Genomic DNA, 17,049 nt, shown 5'->3' with positions numbered 1-17,049 from the left:
CCGGCGCGCCGGCCATCGGCCAACCCGGCGCCGGCATCGCGTCGCCTCCTCTCGCCGAGCGGGACAACTGGGATGATCGCGGCATGACGCGATCCGACGGGTATCTCCTCGACAACCGGCGGTCCGAGGCGCAGGAACGCTTCGACGCCTTCGCCGCGCTCTTCGACCCCACGACCTTCCGGCACCTCGAAAGGTTCGGCATCGGACCCGGCTGGCGCTGCTGGGAGGTGGGCGCCGGCGGCACCTCCGTGGTGTCCTGGCTGGCCAAGAAGGTGGGCCCGACCGGAAAGGTCGTCGCCACCGACATCGACACCTCGCGGCTCGCTGCCGCCGCCCGCCCGCCGGTGGACGTCCGCGTCCACGACGTCGGCGCCGAGGAGCCGCCGGGGGAGGGCTTCGACCTGGTGCACGCCCGGCTGGTCCTCGTCCATGTGCCCGACCGGGAACGGGCCCTGCGCTCGATGATCAAGGCGCTGCGTCCCGGCGGCCGGCTCCTCGTCGAGGACGCCGACCCCGCACTGCAGCCCCTCGTCAGCCCGGACGAGCACGGTCCCGAGCAGCGCCTCGCCAACCGCCTGCGGCACGGCTTCCGCCAACTCCTCGCCGACCGCGGGGCCGACCTCTCCTACGGCCGCCGCCTCCCGCGCCTGCTGCGCGAGGCCGGCCTGCGCGGCGTCGAGGCCGACGCGTACTTCCCGGTCGCCTCGCCCGCCTGCGACGCCCTCGAATCCGCCACCATCCGCCATGTCCGGGCTCAGCTCGTCGAGGCGGGCCTGGCCACGGACGAGGACATCGACCGCCACCTGGCCAACGTCGAGGCCGGCGGGATGGACCTGGCCACGGCCCCGATGATCTCAGCGTGGGGCCGCAAGGCGTAGCGCCTCGGACACGTCGCCCTGGCAGCCAGGCGAGGCCACGTCCTCGGAACGCCGACCTCGCCCCGGCTGCCCTGGCCTCCGGCCGGCTCCGGACAACACGTGTCGGCCGCCCCGGGCTTCGGCTGGTTCCGGACAACACGTGTCGGCCACCCCGGGCTTCGGGCGGCTCCGGACGACACGCGCTGGCCGCCCCGGGCTTCGGCTGGCTCCGGACACAACACGCGCCGGCCACCCCGGCCCCGTCGCTGCACCTGAACCAGCCTCTGCACCTCACCCCTGGCCTACTGCCCCGCCTCCCTTTCCCCCAGTCCGGGCGGCCGTCCCCCCACCCGCTCCACGGCCAGCGCCCCGGCCCGGCACCCTTCCTTCGTCGCCTCCTCCGGGCCCGCGCCCGCCAGCAAGGCCGCGAGGAACGCTCCGGTGAAGGCGTCCCCGGCCCCCGTCGTGTCCCGTGGCTTCGCCGGTGCGGCCGGGATCCGGGCCGTCACGGTGCCGCCCCTGGCCACCAGCGCCCCTTCCGCCCCCTGCTTGGCGACGACCAGAGGAACATGCCGGCTCAACTCCGCCGCCGCGTCCGCCGCATCCGGCAACCCCGTCAGCAGACACGCCTCGTCCCGGCTCGGCAGCAGGACGTCCACGCCGTCGACGAACTCCAGGAAGCGATCCACGCCCAGTTCCACGAGGAACCCGGCCGACGCGGGGTCCAGGCTCACCGGCACGCCACGCGCGCGTGCCGCCTCCAAGGCGACCGCCACCAACGCCCGACTCGGCTCGGCGAACAGCAGGTAGCCCGACAGGTGCAACCGCGCGACGCCGTCGAGCAGCGCGTCCGACCAGTCGGCGGGTTCGAGCCGCAACGAGGCCCCGCTGTCGGTCAGGAACGTCCGCTCCGCCGCGTCCCCGGCGTCCACCAGACAGATCACCGTCCCGGTCGCCGCCTGCGGATCGACGACGAGACGCGGCCGCACGCCGGCGGCTGCCAGCTCCCGCTCGTGCCAAGCCGCCGCCTCGGCGCCCACGCGCCCGAGCAGCCGTACGTTCGGACAGCCCCGATGCGCCGCCCAGCAGGCCACGTTGGCGCCCGCCCCACCCGGCACGGTCCGGATCGTCGCCGCCGTGTCCGTCCCCGACGCGAGCGGCCCCCGGTGCCGGGCCACCACATCCGTGACCACGTCCCCGACGACCAGCAGCGCACCCCCGGAGCCCGCCGGCGCCGCCCGGGACCCGGGGCCGTCGGCCTCAGTCCCCGTCCCGCCCGGCCCCGCCGTCACGTCACGCCCCCGACCAGGCCGCCGCGATCCCCGCCGCCAGCCGTACGTTGCCGCGCACCGCCGCGAGGTTGGCGCTGAGCGAGGCACCGTCGGTGTGCCGCACCAGGTAGTCCAGCAGGAACGGCGTCACCGCCTGACCGCTGACCCCCTCCGCCTCGCACGCGTGCAGCGCGTCGGCGAGCACGCGCGCGTGCAGCCCGGGATCCAACTGCTCCGCCTCCGGTACGGGGTTGGCGACGATCAGCGCCGACTCGGGTCCGCCGACGGCGTCCTGGGCCCGCATCACGTCCGCCACCTCCTGCGGGGACCGCAGCGTCCAGTCCACGGGATGCCCCGAGTCCGACAGATAGAAGCCGGGGAAACGATCGGTCCCGTACCCGGCCACGGCGACTCCCAGCGTCTCCAGCCGCTGCAAGGTGGCCAGCACGTCCAGGATGGACTTCACGCCGGCGCACACCACCGTGATCCGGGTACGCGCCAGCAGCCCGAGGTCGGCCGACTCGTCCTGCGTCACCGTCCATTCCCGGTGCACCCCGCCGAGCCCGCCCGTCGCGAACACCCGCACACCCGCCAGGGCCGCCAGCAGCGCGGTCGCCGACACCGTGGTCGCCCCGCTCACCCCGGCGGCCACAGCGAGCGGCAGGTCGCGATGGCCCAGCTTGCGGATGCCGTCCTCGTTCGCGACCCGCTCCAACTGCTCCTTGTCCAGGCCGACATGAGGCCGTCCGTCCAGCACCGCGATCGTCGCCGGTACGGCACCCTCCCGCCGTACGACGTCCTCCAGCTCCAGCGCCACCTGCAGGTTCCGCGGCCGCGGCAGCCCGTGCGCGATGATCGTGGACTCCAGGGCCACCACGGGGCGACGCGCGTTGATCGCCTCCCGCACTTCTTCGGACACCACCAGCACCACGCGCCTGCCTCCTGTCGCTCGGTCTTCCCTCATCTCTGGCGGGCGGCAGGCTCCGTCAAACCCTTGCGGCCTGTGGGGGACGCCACCAGCCTGGGGTGCATGACGGACAACACGGCACGTCTCGACCACGTCGTCCTGTGGGTGCGCGACCCAGTGGCGGCGGCCCACTTCTTTGAGAAGACGGTCGGTCTGGAAGCCGTACGGCTGACCGACTACGCCGCGGGAACGGTGTCGTTCCCCTCCGTACGGCTCAACGACGAGACCATCCTCGACCTCATGCCGCTCACCATGGCGGAGCGCATGACCATGCTCCCCGGCGCCCCCGACAGCTCGGGCCACCCGGTCAACCACGTCTGCCTGGCCCTGCCCGCCGACGGCTTCGACGCCCTGCGCAGCCGCCTGGAGGAAGGCGCGGTGCCCGTCTCCGACATCTCCCACGACTCCTTCGGAGCCCGGGGGATGGCCAAGCGCAGCTTCTACTTCCGCGATCCCGACGGGAACGTCTTCGAGGCCCGGCACTACGACTAACGGGCCTCTGCTCTACGACTGATCGGGCACGGGAGGGGGCCACGCGCGCGTGGCCCCCTCCACGACGTCACACGGGCCGTACGCCGGCCAGCGCCCCGTGCGGGTCGAGGACGTACTTGCGGCTGGCGCCCTGGTCGAACTCGGCGTAGCCGCGCGGCGCGTCCTCGATGCCGATGACCGTCGCGTTGACGGCCTTGGCGATGTGCACGCGCCCGTGCAGGATCGCCATCATCAGCCCCCGGTGGTACTTCATCACCGGGCACTGTCCCGTCGTGAACCGGTGGCTCTTCGCCCAGCCGAGGCCCAGCCGGACCTTGAGCGTCCCGGTCTTCGCGTCCTCGTCGACACCGCCGGGATCGTCGGTGACGTACAGGCCGGGGATGCCCAGGGCGCCACCCGCGCGGGTGATGCCCATCAGCGAGTTGAGGACCGTTGCCGGCGCCTCCGGGGCGTCCGGGCCGTGCGCCCGGGCCTCGAAGCCGACCGCGTCGACCGCGGCGTCCACCTCGGGCTCCCCCAGGATCTGCGCGATCTGGTCCTCGACGCCGCCCTGGGAGACGTCGACGGTCTCGCAGCCGAAACTGCGCGCCTGGGAGAGGCGCTCGGCGTTGAGATCCCCCACGATCACCACCGCGGCACCCAGCAACTGCGCCGACGCGGCCGCCGCCAGCCCGACGGGACCGGCCCCGGCGATGTACACCGTGGAGCCGACACCGGCGCCCGAGCTCACCACGCCGTGGAAGCCGGTCGGGAAGATGTCCGACAGCATGGTCAGATCGAGCAGCTTCTCGCGCGCCTCGTCCCGGTCGGGGAACCTCAGCAGGTTGAAGTCCGCGTAGGGGACCATGGCGTACTCGGCCTGGCCGCCGACCCAGCCGCCCATGTCGACGTAGCCGTACGCCGCGCCCGGGCGGGAGGGGTTGACGTTCAGGCAGAGGCCGGTGTTGCGCTCCTTGCAGTTGCGGCACCGCCCACAGGCGATGTTGAACGGTACGGAGACGATGTCGCCGACGTCGACGGTCTCCACGTCGGGACCCCGTTCGACGACCTCTCCGGTGATCTCGTGTCCGAGGACCAGCCCCTCGGGCGCGGTGGTCCGCCCGCGCACCATGTGCTGGTCGCTTCCGCAGATGTTGGTGGCGAGCACCTTGAGAATCACACCGTGCCGGCACGTGCGGCCGACGTTCTCCGGTGCGACCCCCGGCCCGTCCTTGAGTTCAAGCGTCGGGTAGTCGATGGTCCTGACCTCGACCGCGCCCTGCTTGAGATACGCGACTGCCCTGTTTCCGCTCATGCGTGATCGCCGTCCCTTCGGCTCCGAGCCCTCGGATGCCAGTGGCTGTGCGCAAGGCGGAGTCTGCTACCGCGTGCGCGGTCCGGCCAGGCTCCGCGCGAGCACGCCGGAACCGGGCGGGCACTCAGAACAACGGCTCGGGCAGCACCCCTTCCAGCGCGAGGAGTCTCCGCTTCGTCTCCAGACCGCCCCCGAACCCGCCGATGCCTCCGTCGCTCTCCACGACCCGGTGGCAGGGCACCACGACCGGCAGGGGATTGGACCCCATCGCCACGCCCACCGCCTGGCTCGCGCCCGGCTGGCCCACGCGCCGGGCCAGGTCGCCGTAGCCGACGACGGAGCCGAACGGCACGCCCGCCGCCAACTCGCGCAGCACCTGCCGGTTGAAGCCGGATATCAGGGACCAGTCCAGCGGCAGCTCGAAGTCGTGCCGCTCACCCGCGAAGTACGCCTCGACCTGCCGTATCGCCTCCGCCAGCAGCGGCGAGTCCGGCGCCTCGACGGGCTCCGTGCCGAGCCGGGACGCCAGCCGGCCGAGTGCCTTGTCCCGCACGGCGTCGCCGGCGTGGAAGACGACGTTGACCAGGCCCTCGCGGGTCGCGGCCAGCAGCAGCGGGCCGATCGCGGTGTCCACGACGGCCCACACGACCCGCTGCTCGTTGTGCCCATGGCTGTCCATGCGCCCACCGTACGGCCCCCCACTGACAACGCCCGGTGACCAGCGCCTTCACGGGGCCTGGAGCGCGGCCCGCACCAGGTCCGGCTTGTTGGTGATGACGCCGTCGACGCCGTACCGGGCGACCCGGCGGGCGGTGTCGGCGTCGTCGACGGTCCAGGCGGAGACCGTCAGGGGCCTGCCGTGCGGCCCGGTGAAGGCGTGGACGGCGGCGACGTAGGCCGTGGAGAGCGTGGCCTGCGAGGGGTTGATCCCGTCGGTGAAGGTCGCGTACGAGGGCAGCTGCGACACGGGCGGCGTACCGAGGAAGGCCGTCCGGACGCCTGGCCTGAGGTCGTGGACGATCTTCAGGCTGTCCGCGCTGAAGCTCTGCACGACCAGCCGGTCCGCCAGGTGCCGCCGGTCGAGCCAGCCCTCGTTGGCCAGCACCTTCAGCGTCTGCTGCTCGATGCCGGGATACAGCTCGGGGTTCTTGATCTCCAGCAGCAGCTTCTGGTGATTGTGCTCGACCCGTCGCATGTACTGCGTCAGCGTCGGCACGCGCGTGCCCGCGAAGGAGGTGCCGTACCAGCTCCCGGCGTCCAGACGCGCGATCTCGGCGGCGGTGAAGTCCTTCACCTTCCAGGGCGCGCGGTCCGGGTAGACGTCCTCGGCGTCGGTCGTGCGCTTGAGGCTGTCGTCGTGGATGACGACCAGCTCGCCGTCCCGGGTGCGCTGGACGTCGTTCTCCACCCAGGGGACGCCCAGTGCGGCCGCCTTGTCGATGGAGGCCAGGGTGTTCTCGGGCGCGTAGGCGGAGGCGCCCCGGTGGCCGATGACCAGCGGCGGCTCGCCGATGTCGCGGGCCCGGGCGTCGGAGGTGGGAAGCAGGAGGGCGGCGGTGCCCAGGAGTGCGGCGGTCAGGGCGGCGATTACGCGCGCGTACATGCGTACTCCTCGCGTCGGGCGTTCACGTACGGATCAACTGTGACAGCACAGCGTCACCATCGGCGCGGTACGGAACGGCCACAGATCGAATGGAGTCGCCCAAGTCCGCTCACCGGTGCCGCACAAGTGGGGCAAGGGCGTGTTTCTTTGCCGGAAAATCGTTCGACCATTCCGGTGGGGGTCATACTCTCTGCCTCAGCCCTGGCCGCTCGGGCGGTGCTGGGAGGGGGAGCATTTCAGGAAATTCCGGGACGCAAAGGGTGGGAAGGGCAACCGCGCATGCAAGGCACGGTCGACGGTTTCAGCTACGGACTCGTCACACCGCTGGTGGCCTACCTCATGGCCTGCCTCGGCGGTGCGCTCGGCCTGCGCTGCACGACCAGATCCCTGCTCGTCGCCCGCTCCTGGCGCCCGGGCTGGCTCGCCCTCGGCTCCGCCGCCATCGGCTCCGGGATCTGGACCATGCACTTCGTCGCGATGATGGGGTTCAAGGTCCGGCAGGCGCCCATCCACTACGACAAGCCCCTCACCTACGCCAGCCTCGGCGTCGCCATCGTCATGGTGGGCGTCGGGATCTTCATCGTCGGCTACCGGGGCCCCCGAGGGGCCGCCCTGTTCACCGGCGGCACCATCACCGGACTCGGCATCGCCACCATGCACTACCTGGGCATGGCCGCCATGCAGCTGAACGGCAAGCTCGAATACAACACGTTCCTGGTGGCCGCCTCGGTCCTCATAGCCATGTGCGCCGCCACCGCCGCCCTGTGGGCCGCCGGCCAGGTCAGGGGCTTCCTGTGGAGCGTCGGCGCGAGCCTCGTCATGGGGCTCGCCGTCAGCGGCATGCACTACACGGGCATGGCCGCCCTCTCCGTCCACCTGCACGGCACCGGCGACCCCGCCACCGGTGACTCGCCGGCCGCACTCCTCGCACCCATGCTGATCGGCCCGCTCGCCTTCCTCCTCCTGGCCGGCGTGGTCGTGCTGTTCGACCCGCTCATGGTCATGGGCAGGCCCCCGGCCCCCGTCGAGCACAAACCCGGCGTCCCAGCCCACCCCGCCGTGCACCATCCGGCCCACCGCCCGCCGCTGCGCCCGGTCCGCCAGCCGGGCCGACGCAGCTCCCGGACCCCGCAAAACCGCTGATCACGCCACGTTGTCAGTGGCGGGTCGTACGGTGGATGACATGCGGCCCGTATCTCACATCGAACGCACGGTGGCGCCCTTCGAGGTCGTCAGCCCCTACCAGCCCAGCGGCGACCAGCCGCAGGCCATCGCTGAGCTCGCCCGGCGCATCGAGGCAGGCGAGAAGGACGTCGTGCTGCTCGGCGCGACCGGCACCGGCAAGTCCGCCACCACAGCGTGGATGATCGAGAAGCTCCAGCGCCCCACGCTGGTGATGGCGCCGAACAAGACCCTGGCCGCCCAGCTGGCGAACGAGTTCCGCGAGCTCCTGCCGAACAACGCGGTCGAGTACTTCGTCTCGTACTACGACTACTACCAGCCCGAGGCCTACGTCCCGCAGTCGGACACCTACATCGAGAAGGACTCCTCGATCAACGAGGAGGTCGAGCGCCTGCGCCACTCCGCGACCAACTCGCTGCTCACCCGCCGCGACGTCGTCGTGGTCGCCTCGGTCTCCTGCATCTACGGCCTGGGCACACCGCAGGAGTACGTGGACCGCATGGTCCCGCTCAGGGTCGGTGACGAGATCGACCGGGACGACCTGCTGCGCCGCTTCGTGGACATCCAGTACACGCGCAACGACATGGCGTTCACCCGCGGCACCTTCCGCGTCCGCGGCGACACCATCGAGATCTTCCCGGTCTACGAGGAGCTCGCCGTCCGCATCGAGATGTTCGGCGACGAGATCGAGGCCCTCTCCACCCTCCACCCGATCACCGGCGAGATCATCAGCGACGACCAGCAGCTGTACGTCTTCCCGGCCTCCCACTACGTCGCCGGGCCCGAGCGCATGGAGCGGGCCATCAACGACATCGAGAAGGAGCTCGGCGAGCGCCTGGCCGAGCTGGAGAAGCAGGGCAAGCTCCTGGAGGCCCAGCGCCTGCGCATGCGCACGACGTACGACATCGAGATGCTCCGCCAGATCGGCTCCTGCTCCGGCGTGGAGAACTACTCGATGCACTTCGACGGCCGTTCGCCCGGCTCCCCGCCCAACACCCTGCTGGACTACTTCCCGGACGACTTCCTGCTGGTCATCGACGAGTCGCACAACACCGTCCCGCAGATCGGCGCCATGTACGAGGGCGACGCCTCCCGCAAGCGCACCCTTGTCGACCACGGCTTCCGCCTGCCCTCGGCCCTCGACAACCGCCCCCTGAAGTGGGAGGAGTTCCAGGAGCGCATCGGCCAGACCGTCTACCTGTCGGCCACCCCCGGCAAGTACGAGCTCTCGCGCGCGGACGGCGTGGTCGAGCAGATCATCCGCCCCACCGGCCTCGTCGACCCGGAGGTCGTCGTCAAGCCCACCGAGGGCCAGATCGACGACCTGGTCCACGAGATCCGCAAGCGCACCGAGAAGGACGAGCGCGTCCTGGTCACCACGCTCACCAAGAAGATGGCCGAGGACCTCACGGACTACTTCCTGGAGCTCGGCATCCAGGTCCGCTACCTGCACAGCGACGTCGACACCCTGCGCCGTGTCGAGCTGCTGCGCGAGCTGCGCTCCGGCGAGTTCGACGTCCTGGTCGGCATCAACCTGCTGCGGGAGGGCCTCGACCTGCCCGAGGTGTCCCTGGTGGCCATCCTCGACGCCGACAAGGAGGGCTTCCTGCGCTCGGGCACCTCCCTCATCCAGACCATCGGCCGCGCCGCGCGCAACGTCTCCGGTCAGGTCCACATGTACGCCGACAAGATCACCCCGGCCATGGAGCGGGCCATCGAGGAGACCAACCGGCGCCGGGAGAAGCAGATCGCGTACAACAAGGAGCGGGGCATCGACCCCCAGCCGCTCCGCAAGAAGATCAACGACATCGTCGCGCAGATCGCCCGCGAGGACGTCGACACCGAGCAGCTGCTCGGCTCGGGCTACCGCAAGTCCAAGGACGGCAAGGGCGCCAAGGCCCCCGTGCCCGCGCTGGGCGGCAAGGCGGCCAAGGGCGCCAGGGGCAAGGCCGGGGAGACCGTGCCCACCGACCGCCCGGCGGCCGATCTCGCCGAGCAGATCGAGGAGTTGACGGCACGCATGCGTGCCGCCGCCGCGGACCTGCAGTTCGAGATCGCGGCCCGGCTGCGTGACGAGGTCTCCGAGATGAAGAAGGAACTGCGCCAGATGAAGGAGGCCGGCCTGGCCTGACCGCCCGCGGGCCGCCGCCCGACCTCGGCGTATGCGCGCTGTGTTGCAAGACCGACACAAAGTAGGAGCCGGGCTACGGCATGGTCGGCGGCCCTGCGTAGGGTTCTGGTCAACCGCGGACTTTGCGGCAACAGGGGACAGTTCGAGAGGGGAATCAGCGCGTGACCGTCAACATGACCAAGGGTCAGGCCATCAGTCTGCAGAAGAACGACGGAGGCAGCCTGACCGCGGTGCGCATGGGTCTCGGCTGGCAGGCGGCTCCCCGGCGCGGCCTGTTCGGCTCGCGTACGCGGGAGATCGACCTGGACGCCTCCGCCGTCCTCTTCGCGGACAAGCAGCCGGTCGACGTCGTCTTCTTCCGCCACCTGGTGAGCGACGACGGCTCGGTACGCCACACCGGCGACAACCTCGTCGGCGGTGTCGGCCAGGGCGGCGACGACGAGGCGATCCTCGTCGACCTGCAGCGCGTCCCGGTCCACATCGACCAGATCGTCTTCACCGTGAACTCCTTCACGGGCCAGACCTTCCAAGAGGTGCAGAACGCCTTCTGCCGTCTGGTCGACGAGACGAACGGCCAGGAGCTCGCCCGCTACACGCTCGCCGGCGGCGGCGCCTACACGGCCCAGATCATGGCGAAGGTGCACCGTGCCGGCCCCGGCTGGACGATGACGGCCCTCGGCACCCCGGCCAACGGCCGGACGTTCCAGGACTTGATGCCGGCGATCCTGCCGCACCTGTAGGCACGGACGGCGAGCGGTACACGACACGACACACCAGCGACACAGGGGGACAGGCGATGGCGGCCGAGCTGGTGCGGGGGCAGAACCACCCGCTCTCCCAGGCCCGTCTGGAGATCCGGGTCTCGGCCGGCAAGCCCATCGTGGCGGCGGCCACCCTCAGCGACGAAAGCGGCAAGGTCCGCGGACTGGAGTGGACGGCCCATCCGGGCGCGCCCACCCTGCCCGGCCTGGAGGTCTCCCGGCAGGCGGCGGCCGATCACCGCCTCGCGGTGGATCTGGACGCCATGCCGGAGGCCGTGCACCGCGTCAACGTGCTGCTCGCCCTGCCCGTGGGGGTCGCCGGTCCGACCCGGTTCGGTGCCGTCGCCGCCCCCTTCGTCGCGGTCACCGGCCTCGACGGCACCGAGGTGGCCAGCTACACCATCACCGGTCTGGACGCCGAGTCGGCCGTCGTCGCCCTGGAGCTGTACCGCCGGCAGGGCGCCTGGAAGGTGCGCGCCGTCGGCCAGGGCTACGCCGGCGGCCTCGGCGAACTCCTCACCGACCAGGGCCTGCCCGAGGCGCAGCGGCTCGCGGCGGGCATCCACGAGGCGGTGGCCCAGGGTCTGGCCCGCTCGGTGCCGGCTCCGCAGCCGCAGGCGACGGACGGCGACCGCAGCCGCCAGACGCCCGCTGCGGCGCACGGCCCCGACCAGGGCGGCTCCGTCCCCGGTCCCGTACCGCCGTACCCGCCGCAGAACCCCGAGCCCGGGTATCCGGCCGGCTCCCCCGGCCCCGCCGCCGGCCCCCAGCCGTCCGCCCCGATGACCGGCGGACCGATCGACTACACCCACCCGGGCAGGCAGACCGCGGCACCTCCGCCGCCCCCGCCGACCGCACCCCCGGCGCAGCCCGGACAGCCCGCGCAGCCCGTCGCGGGCGACGCGACCGGCTGGTCCATGGACGAGCGGCTCTACAACCAGGTCTGGGGCATGTTCGAGGACCTGGCCCGCACCACGGCCGCGTACCGCAGCGCCGTCGACTTCGCCGACTCGCGCATGGAGAAGGAGCTCGACCAGGTCCTGTCCGACCCGCGCAGCAGGATCGGCGGACAGGGCGACGCCGCGCGCGAGGCGGCCCGCGCCCGCCACACCCACCTCGTCGACCAGGCCCGCCAGGCCTTCGACCGGGACCTGGCCCAGCTCACCGCCGAGTCCGACGTCGTCGAACCGGCACTGCCGCCGGCGTACGCGCGCTGGGACAACCCCGTCTGGCACGGCTACCGGGTGCCGATGGAGATGCCCATGGCCGTGCGCGTGGGCGACCTCTACCTGCCCGAGAGCGACCCGCTGCGCATCCCGATGCTGGTCCGCCTGCCGCTCGAACGCGGGCTGTGGATCGACAGCGGGCGTACCGGTCTGCTCGACGAGTCGTTCGCCGACGACCACGAGATGCGGCGCCTCGCGATGGAGACGGCGGTGGCGCTCGCGGCCCGGCTGCTCGCCATCCACCCGGCGGGCGAGTTCAGTGTGCACGTCATCGACCCGGCCGGCGCCGCCGCGCAGCCGCTGGCGCCGCTGGTGCGGACGGGGGTGCTCGCGGCCCCGCCGGCCCGGGGCGCCGCAGGGGTCGCGGAGGTGCTCGCGCGGCTGACACAGCGCGTCGACCTGGTGCAGATGGCGGTACGCGGCGGTGCGGCCGACTCCCTGCCGCCCGGCTTCGACCTGGCCCAGCAACTGCTCGTCGTCAACGACTTCCCGCACGGCTTCGACGACCGTGCCGTGAACCAGCTGCGCTACCTCGCCGACGAGGGGCCGGCCGTCGGCGTCCATCTGATGATGGTCGCGGACCGCGAGGACGCCTCCGCCTACGGGCCGTTGCTCGACCCGCTGTGGCGTTCGCTGCTGCGACTCACGCCGGTGCCCGACGACCACCTCGCCGACCCGTGGGTGGGCCATGCCTGGACGTACGAGCCGCCGCTCGTGCCGCCGGGCAGCGAGGTTGTCCAGCAGGTGCTCACCCAGGTCGCGACGGCTCGCACCAAGTATGCGTAAAGCGCCCTGAGCTGCTACTTTGACCTTTCTTTTGCCAATCGCTTTACCTTTTCTTGGTGGTTGGGGTACTCTTTTCGCACGGAGGGGAGTACTCCCTACCTGCTGCGGCGTACCCGTCAATACGGATCAGGCCAGATCCCGGGGCGTCGGCCCGGGTGCCTGCCTCCCGGGTGGAAGAGACCTCCGGTAGCGACGACGCTGACATTTGCCGTTACGTACTGCCGGAGGCGCAGTGGATGTTTCCGTGACCCTGTGGGTCCTGACCATCGTGGGCCTTGCCGCCCTCATCGCGGTCGACTTCTTCATCGGCCGCAAACCGCACGACGTCTCGATCAAGGAAGCCGGGATCTGGACGGTCGTGTGGATCGCCCTCGCCGGACTCTTCGGCCTCGGCCTGCTCGTCTTCGGCGGCGGACAACCCGCCGGCGAGTTCTTCGCGGGCTTCATCACCGAGAAGTCGCTGAGCGTGGACAACCTCTTCGTCTTCGTTCTGATCATGGCGAAGTTCGCCGTGCCCTCGCAGTACCAGCAGCGGGTGCTGCTGGTCGGTGTCCTCATAGCCCTGGTGCTCCGCGCGGTCTTCATCGCCGCGGGAGCCGCCATCATCGCCAGCTTCTCGTGGGTGTTCTACCTCTTCGGCGCCTTCCTGATCTGGACCGCCTGGAAGCTCATCCAGGAGGCCCGGGCCGACGAGGAGGACGAGGAGTTCGAGGAGAACAAGCTGCTCAAGGCCGCCGAGCGCAAGTTCGGTGTCGCCGACCGCTACCACGGCACCAGGCTGTGGATCCGGCAGAACGGCAAGCGGGTCATGACCCCGATGCTGGTCGTGATGCTCGCGATCGGCACCACGGACGTCCTGTTCGCGCTCGACTCGATCCCGGCGATCTTCGGCCTCACGCAGGACCCGTACATCGTGTTCACCGCCAACGCCTTCGCGCTGATGGGTCTGAGGCAGCTGTACTTCCTGATCGGCGGCCTGCTCAGGAAGCTGGTCCACCTCAGCTACGGCCTGTCGATCATCCTCGGCTTCATCGGCGTCAAGCTGGTCCTGCACGCGCTGCACGAGTCCGGGGTGCACGTCCCGGAGATCTCCATCCCGGTCTCCCTCGGCGTCATCTGCTCGGTCCTGATCGTCACCACGATCACCAGCCTCCGGGCCTCCAGGAAGCAGGCGGCGGCCGAGACGGCGCAGCCGGAGAGCGAAGGCGCTCCGAAGGACAGCATCCAGGCCTGACCACGACCGACGTAGGAACAACCAGCACCGGGAGCACCTCAGGATGAATTGCCGACCCCCGCTCCCGGTGCTTCGTTGGGTGCTGAGCGCTCCCGCCCCGGGGGAGCAACGACCGGGTGGAGGCATCCGTGGAGGCACCGCTGAAGTTCGTGCAGATCGTCGACTTCGAGACCGACCGGATGGAGGAGATGCGGGAGCTGTCGCAGGAGATGGAGGCGACACTCGGCGACCGCGAGGGCGGTCCGACGCACCGGCTCGTCCTGCGCGACCGCGCCAACCCCGACCGCTATCTCGTCGTGATCGAGTTCAACTCGTACGAGGAGGCCATGCAGAACAGCAACCACCCCGAGACCACCAAGTTCGCGGAGCGGATGGCCGCGCTGTGCACCAGGGCGCCGTCCTTCACGGACTGCGACGTCGTGGACATCACCCAGTTCAAGTGACCTGCTGCGGGCCCCGCACCGCCGGGGTGCGGGGCCCGCGCCCCTCTGGGACGATCACCGCATGATCGCCGGGCTCAGGTCGCTCACCACGCAGTGGACGTTCCTCGTGCCGGGACTGGCGGTCGCCCTGCTGGCCTTCACCTGGGGGCGGGACCTGCCCGGCACGGTCGTCGTGGTCGTGACGCTCGTCCTCGCGGGCTCGGTGCTGGCCGCCGTGCACCACGCGGAGGTGGTCGCCCACCGGGTCGGCGAACCCTTCGGCTCGCTGGTCCTCGCCGTCGCCGTGACGGTCATCGAGGTCGCGCTGATCGTCACCCTCATGGCGGACGGCGGCGGCAAGAGTTCGACGCTGGCGCGGGACACGGTCTTCGCCGCCGTGATGATCGCCTGCAACGGCATCGTCGGCCTCTGCCTGCTGACCGCCTCCCTGCGTCACGGCACCGCGGTCTTCAACCCCGAGGGCACCGGCGCCGCCCTGGCCACCGTCGCGACCCTGGCCACCCTCAGCCTGGTCCTGCCCACCTTCACGACGAGCAAGCCGGGACCGGAGTTCTCCGGTGTCCAGCTCACCTTCGCCGCACTGTCCTCGCTGGTCCTGTACGGCCTGTTCGTCGCCACCCAGACCGTGCGGCACCGTGACTACTTCCTCCCCATCTCCCGGGAGGGCGAGGTGATCACCGCCTCCGACCACGCCGAGCTGCCCTCCGCCCGCACCGCTCTGACCAGCCTCGGTCTCCTGGGCCTGGCCCTGGTCGGCGTGGTCGGACTCGCCAAGGGCGTCTCGCCCACCATCGAGTCGGGAGTGGAGGCGGCCGGCCTGCACCACGCCGTCGTCGGCGTGATCATCGCGCTGCTGGTGCTGCTGCCCGAGACCATCGCCGCCCTGCGCTCCGCCCGCCGCGACCGCGTGCAGACCAGCCTGAACCTCGCGCTCGGCTCGGCGATGGCCAGCATCGGCCTGACCATCCCCGCAGTCGCCCTGGCCTCCGTCTGGCTGTCCGGGCCGCTCGTCCTCGGCCTCGGCTCCACGCACATGGTGCTGCTCGCCCTGACGGTGGTGGTGAGCTCGCTGACGGTGGTGCCGGGCCGGGCGACCCCGCTGCAGGGAGGCGTCCACCTGGTGCTGTTCGCGGCGTATCTGGAGCTCGCGATCAACCCCTGACGGCAGGGGAGCGCGTCAGTACGTGACGGTGATGCGCCGGCCCGGACCGTCGACGCGGACGACACCGCCGTACGGGATCACCAGTTGCGGATCGGTGTGCCCGAAGTCGACATCGAAGACGATCAGGGTGTCGGGGGCGTACACGCGCATCGCCCGCAGGACCGCCTCGCGCTGGTCGGCGGCGTAACGGGCGGCCTCCTCGGAGCTGTTGGGGCGCTCGAAGGACCACGTCTTGGCACGGCCCATCAGCAGCGCGGAGAAACGCCGGAGCAGCCCGCGCTCGCCCATGTTCCGCAGCGTCCGGAAGACCTCCGCGGCGCTCGGCATCTCCTCCGAGGTCTCCAGGATCAGCACCCCCTCGTCGTACTCGGCCAGATCGTGCGCGATCTCCCGGTCCGCCATCAGCATCCAGCCGACGATCTCCAGACAGCCGCCCCAACTGCGGCCCTCCACGACCCGGTCGGGGTTCACCCAGGTCCAGTCGGCGGCCGGCCGGGTCTCCGGCTCCGCGTCGAAGGTGGCCGGGTCGGCCCAGTCGCGGTTGACGTCGTTCCAGCCCTCGGCGGGCCGCAACTCGTACGCGCCCGACGTGAACAGCGCCGCCCGGAGCGAGTCCGCGGTCTGCGGGTGCATGGCTCCGGGGCGGCCCAGCTCGCACATCACGGTCGCGCCGTGGTAGCTCACCATCCCGGCGTTGCGCAGGTACATGAGGAGATTGGTGTTGTCGCTCATCCCGAAGAACGGCTTCGGGTTCGCCCGGATCAACTCCCGGTCCAGCAGGGGCAGCACGGTGATCTGGTCCTCGCCGCCGATGGACGCGATCACCGCCTTCACCTCCGGGTCGGCGAAGGCGGCGTGGATGTCGGCGGCGCGTTCCCGGGGCGTGGCGCCCATCGTGCGGGTCGTCGGATACTCGACCGGTTCGAGTCCGTAGTCCTTGCGCAGGCGCTCCAGGCCCAGTTCGAAGGGGCGCGGGAACAGACCGGGGAGGCCGGCCGACGGGGAGATGACGGCTATGCGATCACCGGGCGCGGGCTTGGGCGGGTACGAGATCGTCGTCATGGCGGGAGGGTACGGGCCGTCCGGCGCGCCGCGCACCGTGATAAACCGGGTGCGAGCAGCCCGCCTTTCACCGGACCGGAGGAACCGTGCCCCGCACCCTGGCCAACGCCCCGATCATGATCCTCAACGGCCCCAACCTGAACCTCCTCGGGCAGCGGCAGCCGGAGATCTACGGCAAGGACACCCTGGCCGACATCGAGGCCCTGTGCGCCAAGGCCGCGGCCGCGCACGGCGGCACGGTGGACTTCCGGCAGTCCAACCACGAGGGCGAGCTGGTGGACTGGATCCACGAGGCACGGCTGAACCACTGCGGGATCGTCATCAACCCGGGCGCCTACTCGCACACGTCGGTCGCGATTCTGGACGCACTCAACACCTGTGACGGCATGCCGGTGCTGGAGGTCCACATCTCCAACATCCACCAGCGCGAGTCCTTCCGGCACCACTCGTACGTCTCGCTGCGCGCGGACGGGGTCATCGCCGGGTGCGGGGTGCAGGGCTACGTGTTCGGCGTGGAGCGGGTGGCCGCACTGGCGGGGCCGGCCCAGACCGAGGTGTAAGTCCCGACGGCCGGGACG

General features: G+C 71.2%; 16 protein-coding genes. 10 read left to right on the top strand and 6 right to left on the bottom strand.

All coding sequences use genetic code 11. The features are described 5' to 3' along the window. The first annotated feature begins 83 nt into the window (after positions 1–83). The gene (locus ACYF6T_RS07850) at positions 84–878 is read left to right on the top strand and encodes a methyltransferase (RefSeq protein WP_461694613.1); all 795 of its coding nucleotides are present in this window, start codon (positions 84–86) and stop codon (positions 876–878) included. 281 nt (positions 879–1,159) lie between these two features. On the opposite strand, the gene ACYF6T_RS07845 is transcribed toward ACYF6T_RS07850, so the two are convergent. Together ACYF6T_RS07845 and ACYF6T_RS07840 are read right to left on the bottom strand one after the other, a co-directional pair. Further along, a complete protein-coding gene (locus ACYF6T_RS07845; RefSeq protein ID WP_461694611.1) occupies positions 1,160–2,149 on the bottom strand; it encodes a carbohydrate kinase family protein in 990 nt (329 codons plus the stop codon). Position 2,150: 1 nt separating this feature from the next. After that, positions 2,151–3,059: a pseudouridine-5'-phosphate glycosidase gene (locus tag ACYF6T_RS07840; protein ID WP_461694610.1), complete on the bottom strand. Its 909-nt coding sequence runs from the start codon at positions 3,057–3,059 to the stop codon at positions 2,151–2,153. Positions 3,060–3,158: 99 nt separating this feature from the next. On the opposite strand from ACYF6T_RS07840, the gene ACYF6T_RS07835 reads away from it, so the two are divergent. Then, positions 3,159–3,587, top strand: coding sequence for a VOC family protein (locus tag ACYF6T_RS07835; RefSeq protein ID WP_461694609.1), 429 nt, complete (start codon positions 3,159–3,161; stop codon positions 3,585–3,587). A gap of 67 nt (positions 3,588–3,654) precedes the next feature. Here the strand turns inward: ACYF6T_RS07835 and fdhA are convergent, their stop codons facing one another. The 3 genes from fdhA to ACYF6T_RS07820 form a co-directional block, all read right to left on the bottom strand. After that, positions 3,655–4,881, bottom strand: a complete 1,227-nt coding sequence (fdhA, locus tag ACYF6T_RS07830) for a formaldehyde dehydrogenase, glutathione-independent (RefSeq protein ID WP_461694607.1) — start codon at positions 4,879–4,881, stop codon at positions 3,655–3,657. 124 nt (positions 4,882–5,005) lie between these two features. Then, the gene (locus ACYF6T_RS07825) at positions 5,006–5,560 is read right to left on the bottom strand and encodes a methylated-DNA--[protein]-cysteine S-methyltransferase (protein WP_461694605.1); all 555 of its coding nucleotides are present in this window, start codon (positions 5,558–5,560) and stop codon (positions 5,006–5,008) included. Between the two features lie 48 nt (positions 5,561–5,608). Beyond that, positions 5,609–6,484 carry a glycerophosphodiester phosphodiesterase gene (locus tag ACYF6T_RS07820; RefSeq protein WP_461694604.1) on the bottom strand — a complete coding sequence of 292 codons (876 nt, stop codon included), beginning with the start codon at positions 6,482–6,484 and terminating at the stop codon, positions 5,609–5,611. Positions 6,485–6,763: 279 nt separating this feature from the next. Here ACYF6T_RS07820 and ACYF6T_RS07815 point away from each other — a divergent pair, with 279 nt between their 5' ends. The 7 genes from ACYF6T_RS07815 to ACYF6T_RS07785 all read left to right on the top strand — a co-directional run bounded on the left by ACYF6T_RS07815 (position 6,764) and on the right by ACYF6T_RS07785 (position 15,409). Next, entirely contained in the window at positions 6,764–7,627 is an 864-nt protein-coding gene (locus ACYF6T_RS07815) for an MHYT domain-containing protein (RefSeq protein WP_461694602.1), read from the top strand. 40 nt (positions 7,628–7,667) lie between these two features. Then, positions 7,668–9,797 carry an excinuclease ABC subunit UvrB gene (gene uvrB, locus ACYF6T_RS07810; RefSeq protein ID WP_461694600.1) on the top strand — a complete coding sequence of 710 codons (2,130 nt, stop codon included), beginning with the start codon at positions 7,668–7,670 and terminating at the stop codon, positions 9,795–9,797. Positions 9,798–9,958: 161 nt separating this feature from the next. Further along, positions 9,959–10,537, top strand: coding sequence for a TerD family protein (locus tag ACYF6T_RS07805; protein ID WP_461694598.1), 579 nt, complete (start codon positions 9,959–9,961; stop codon positions 10,535–10,537). Positions 10,538–10,593: 56 nt separating this feature from the next. Further along, entirely contained in the window at positions 10,594–12,570 is a 1,977-nt protein-coding gene (locus ACYF6T_RS07800) for a TerD family protein (protein WP_461694596.1), read from the top strand. A 232-nt stretch (positions 12,571–12,802) separates the two neighbouring features. After that, complete coding sequence (locus ACYF6T_RS07795; RefSeq protein WP_461694594.1) at positions 12,803–13,804, top strand: TerC/Alx family metal homeostasis membrane protein; 1,002 nt, start codon at positions 12,803–12,805, stop codon at positions 13,802–13,804. Between the two features lie 128 nt (positions 13,805–13,932). Then, a complete protein-coding gene (locus ACYF6T_RS07790) occupies positions 13,933–14,247 on the top strand; it encodes a hypothetical protein (RefSeq protein WP_461694592.1) in 315 nt (104 codons plus the stop codon). Positions 14,248–14,308: 61 nt separating this feature from the next. Continuing rightward, positions 14,309–15,409 carry a calcium:cation antiporter gene (locus tag ACYF6T_RS07785; protein ID WP_461694590.1) on the top strand — a complete coding sequence of 367 codons (1,101 nt, stop codon included), beginning with the start codon at positions 14,309–14,311 and terminating at the stop codon, positions 15,407–15,409. A gap of 15 nt (positions 15,410–15,424) precedes the next feature. Here ACYF6T_RS07785 and ACYF6T_RS07780 read toward each other — a convergent pair whose 3' ends face one another. Further along, a complete protein-coding gene (locus ACYF6T_RS07780) occupies positions 15,425–16,471 on the bottom strand; it encodes a S66 family peptidase (protein ID WP_461694588.1) in 1,047 nt (348 codons plus the stop codon). Between the two features lie 86 nt (positions 16,472–16,557). Between ACYF6T_RS07780 and aroQ the strand changes: the two genes are divergently transcribed. Then, the gene (gene aroQ, locus ACYF6T_RS07775) at positions 16,558–17,031 is read left to right on the top strand and encodes a type II 3-dehydroquinate dehydratase (protein WP_461694586.1); all 474 of its coding nucleotides are present in this window, start codon (positions 16,558–16,560) and stop codon (positions 17,029–17,031) included. Positions 17,032–17,049 lie beyond the last annotated feature (18 nt).

Source organism: Streptomyces sp. 7R007 (assembly GCF_054850255.1).
Note: the sequence above shows the minus strand (reverse complement) of the source record. Positions and strands in the feature narration are given on the sequence as shown.